Source organism: Oceanospirillum maris DSM 6286 (assembly GCF_000422865.1).
Taxonomy (GTDB): domain Bacteria; phylum Pseudomonadota; class Gammaproteobacteria; order Pseudomonadales; family Halomonadaceae; genus Oceanospirillum; species Oceanospirillum maris.
In genome coordinates, this window is the sequence record NZ_AUGW01000042.1 from 1 (window position 1) to 4854 (window position 4854).

The 4854-nt window shown below is 45.2% G+C and carries 2 protein-coding genes; both read left to right on the forward strand.

What is annotated here, in order from left to right:
- The first annotated feature begins 836 nt into the window (after positions 1-836).
- The gene (locus G517_RS0111855; protein WP_028304592.1) at positions 837-1133 is read left to right on the forward strand and encodes a hypothetical protein; all 297 of its coding nucleotides are present in this window, start codon (positions 837-839) and stop codon (positions 1131-1133) included.
- Between the two features lie 345 nt (positions 1134-1478).
- On the forward strand, positions 1479-4625 hold the full coding sequence (locus G517_RS0111860) for a beta strand repeat-containing protein (RefSeq protein ID WP_028304593.1): 3147 nt from the start codon (positions 1479-1481) through the stop codon (positions 4623-4625).
- The last annotated feature ends 229 nt before the right edge of the window (positions 4626-4854 follow it).

Here is a 4854-nt window from a genome sequence, read left to right on the forward strand (position 1 = left end):
ATCATTTGACGCCCTAAAGGGCGACCTACATTTCACGGGGCATGGTTGTAAGCATAACCGTAGGTCGGGCTTTAGCCCGTCGAAAGCGTCATGCACCAATTAAGACGAAGCGTCATGCACCAGATGCTTGCTTTGAGGCAAATGGTGCGAGACGTTGCTCGTGCCTTGCGCCTTTCGCACCCTACAAACCTATGATTGTGATTATTATCATTTGACGCCTTAAAGGGCGACCTACATTTCACGGGGCATGGTTGTGGGCGTTGTAAGCATAAACGTAGGCGTAGGTCGGGTTTTAGCCCGTCGAAAGCGTTATGCACCAATAATGGCACTATTATTTACCGTGTTGAACTTTGTTGCACCAAAGATAAACCCTCTTTTGTTAGTGATGCAGAATGCTTACTTAAACGGTATGTAACCAATGTGAATAAGTGTGACTTGGCCCTGTTTTTACCGCATAAGGGGTTGTTACCGTTGGCCTAAATGACTATTATCGACCCTGTTTTTTGAAGGGCAGGAGTGCCTGGATAAAAAAGATCGCTCGTGTGATCCGCATCACAAGCGCGACCTGAAAGAGCTGTTACCTTAGCGTAAATGCTAAGTTAATAAGCTAAAACAGATGGCTTAACAGCGATTTGTTTTGTTTCTTAAGCCCTGCAGGCCCGGTTAAAACAACTGCTTACTGTTTATTTGTTCTTAACAGTTTAAACAGCAAACAGTATAAACGGGGTCGAACTTGGGGTCAGGCTCATAAGAGCGACAAATTTCATTTTGGTGGGCACGATGCCTGCTAAAAGAAAAACCAAACTAAACTAATCCTTGATCAAGGAGCTTTACAAATGGCTTTAACAAAAGCACAAGTATCACTAGTAAGTGTTGCAACTCTTGGTGTAGCACCTGGTGGTTTTACTGCCGACCTAATGGCATTTAATACTCAAGACGAAGCAGCAGCATTCATCGAATCTGCAGGCCTGCTAAGCACAGGTACTAACGCTGAATACGCTCTGAACGTTAAAGCAAACTTGGGTAACGTTGCAGACGCTACTGCAATGACTGCTTTCTTTAATGCTTTAGAGTCTGGCACTAGCCGCGCAGAAGCAACCGTTGATTTTGCTAACGCACAGCTAGTAGCATAAGGCGGCAAGATCGCTAACGTAGACAAAGCAATTGCTTCTACTTCTACTTCTACCGATCTAACAGCTCTTAAAGCAGAGCTTGCTGCTGCTGACACTAGCTTAAAAGTTAGTTTTGCAGATACCGATACTAACCAGCAAACAACTAACAACGTTACCGATACTGTTAACGTTTACAACGTTGGTAAAGCTGAGATCGATGCGGGTCTAAGCAAAAAATCTGTTGACTACACCTTCGAACTAAAAAACCAAATTGATGAGAAAGACACGTTCAACGGTCTGTTCCTGTCGCCAATTATTGCTCGTGAAGCTTCAGAAAGCTCCGGTTCACAGATCTTTCTAGAACTGTTGGATCTACGTGCTTCAACTGATGGCAAAGATCCTCTAGAGCGTGTACCTGTTGATACATTTGCATTCACTCTAGACGGTGCTCAAATCCTAGTTCAGTCTGATGCAATCTTTGCAGCAACCACTTATGCAGAATTGTTCGCGGCTATTCAAGCACGCGTAGCAGAGCTAGGTAACGGTGTAAACGTTCCTGCAACTAACTCTGACAATGTTACTCCAGCAGATGCAGCGGCTTACGCTAAACTGGCTAACTTTACTGTAGAGCTAGGCAGCGCGTTTACCGTTAAAAACCAAGCTGGTGAAGACGTATCTGGTACTCAGATCGTATTGACTGATGCTGGCGGTGCGGTACTAACGCCACAAGGTTTTGTCAACAAAGCCGGTGTTATTCCTGATCCTGGTTATACCCTGTACGCACAGTTGAATAACGTTGCTCCTTCAAGCACCGATAAGTTGATCACCACTAACCTTGACGCTAATAACGTTGGTTACGGTTCACAAGGTGCTACTGTTAACTTGGCTGGTCAGTCTGCGTCTGATAAAGGCGTTGAAGAGATCAAAGTTACTGCTACTAACGGCGTTTGGTTGACTGCTCTGAAATCTAAAGCAACCACTGATCACCTAGAGCGCATTGAACTGCAAACCGGTTCTAATGGTTACTTCCGTGTTGGTACTCAGAAAAATGCTGATACCCACGTTGTTGCATTGGTTGATCAACAGTTTGCTGATGTTACTACCGGTGGTACTACTACTAAAGGTGGCGGTCTAGTAGACGTACAACAAGTTGAAGCAGGCGCGGCGGGTAGCACGGCTATCAACAGCTGGATTTCTGATGCTGTTTTGTCTCGTTACGAGATGAAAGATACAGGTATCTACACTGCAGATGACAGCCAAGCGGCTATCACCTACAACCTGACTTCTGGTCAAGATGTACTGAACCTAGCGATCGACACTGACGTGCTAGAAGCAGTTGACACTAAAGTTAATGTTAGCACTGGCGCAGGCGATGACATCATCACTGTAATGGCGTCTAAAGATCTGAATGCTACTGGTAAAGTTGCTGCTATTCAGGAATCTGGTACTGGCTGGTTGATTAACCAACAGTTAAACAACAACGTTAAAATTGATGCAGGCGCTGGTAATGACTGGGTTCTGACTCCTGGTTCTGGCAATGCAACCATCAATGCCGGTGCTGGTAATGATGTTGTACGTGTTGATAACGCCGGTGACCGTGCGGTATTCGTATTCAACAATGCTACAACTGATGTTAATGAACTAATTGCAGGTGCGGGTTACAGCAATGGTTTAACCTCTAACAGCGACAATAGCCTTTCTGCTGGCGCTAATAATGTTGCACAAACATTCGACTTCTACAAAGCCGTAGTTAAAGTAACCTTTAAAGGTTTTGAATCTAAGTACATCACCATTGATTCAACTAACTACACCACTACCACTCAGCAAATTAACCAAGCGATTAAAGCTGCGGTTAACAATGATCCAGTATTGAACAAGCTAATTGCAGCGATGGATAACGATGGTAATGCACTAGCAATCGAATCTTTGATTGATGGCACTATCGATCTGACTGATCTGGTTATCGATATCCAAGGCCCAGCAACTTACAGCACATCAGAAACCGATATCGCAGCAGCTAAAGCAGCGGGCAAGGTAATGTTGGCAAACGGTGAAGCCGCTAAAGCTGATGCTGTTTACCTAGCCGATGGTAAAACATCGACGACTGCTACCATTGACACCACTACTGCTGATGGCTTGTATGACACGCAGTACGGTACTTCAAGCACAGGCGCAAACCCATTTGCAGCAGCTCCAAATGTTGCAGATGACGTAACACCTTACGATGCGGGTACTGATGGTACGTTCGCGGTAACGGTTGATGCTTCTTCAATCAGTGCTGCTGGTGTTGCTACCTTAGGTGGCTTGAACATCGCGCTAACCGACCAAACAGATGATACTGTTGCTGCTGGTGAGTTTGTAGCTGCATTGGACGCACTTAAAACTGCTAACGGCGCAACTACAATGGCGTTTGGTGCTAACAACATTCCACTAAGCGCACTAACATTTACTAGCGCACTCGGTGTTGTAACCATCGAAATTGATGCTGACTGGATGGCTGATAACTCACTAGCTGCTGCGGTTGTTGGTGATGTTCCTGTATTTGCTGCTGGTGGCGCTACTGGTGCTGCTGCTGCTGCTGCTGTTGGTGTAGCTGGTACACCTGCAACAGAAGAAACACAGACCATTACCTTTGCTGCTGCAACAGCTGACGGTACGCTAAATGTTGGCGGTATTACTGTTAATGTTAGTAATGGCGATGCAGATACAGTTGTTGCCGGAGCGGTTGAAACTGCATTAAATGCTGCGTTTGCTGCTGGAACTCCAGTAAATGGCGTAACGTTTGACACAGGTGCAACTGTATCTGTAGCTGGTGGTGTTGTTACTATCGAATACCCAGCAAGTGCGGGTGACGTAGGCGCAATCACTGTTAGCCAAGCAGGTGTTGGTGCTAACATCACTGGTGGCGTAAGCGGTGCAGAAAGCGATAACGTTGTTAACCTAGGTACAGGCAGCGATGTTCTGACTCTAGGTACAGGCGCAGAAAGCAACGATACTGTTGTGTTCACAGGTTACAACTTGGGTGAAAAATCCATTGTAAACTTCACTACAGCTGTTGCTACTTCTACCCAAGGTGATGACCTACTGGACTTCACTAGTTACCTAAACACTGTTGATGCTAACAAAGCGGTTATCAATAACACTGTTGCTGGTGACTTCGGCACGACTAATGCTGTAGTTCTTGTTAACTTTACTGCTGACAACAGCACCCTTGATAGCACTGCTGGTACAGTTAAGTACCTAACATTTGACGAGCTAACTGAATCAAATGTTAAAGCACTGCTGAACAACACTAATGCTGGTGGTGCTATTGATGCTGTAAGTGGTTTAAGTGCTACTGCTGTTAACAACAACGTGCTAATGGTACAAGGCACAGGTGACGATGCGAATGTTTATAAAGCATTCCACGTAACGACTGGTGCAACTTCAGCAACTGCTGACGTTAAACTAATCGGCACCTTCGACTTTGGTGATGATCTTGTTTCTGGTCTAGCAACAGCTGACTTGGTATAAGACTAAGGTTAAACTAAAGACAGGCTGCTCTGCGGCCTGTTCTTAAGTTGCCTTTCTGTGTAAAACCAAAAGATCGGTGTTAAGCAGAAAAAATAAAACCCCGTTTATCGCAAGATAAATGGGGTTTTTTTATGCCCGCATTTTAATAGGCTATAAAATAGCGTTACACACCGGACAATGTAGGTCGCCCTTTAGGGCGTCGCCATAGGTGGCGTTAAATACCGGATTG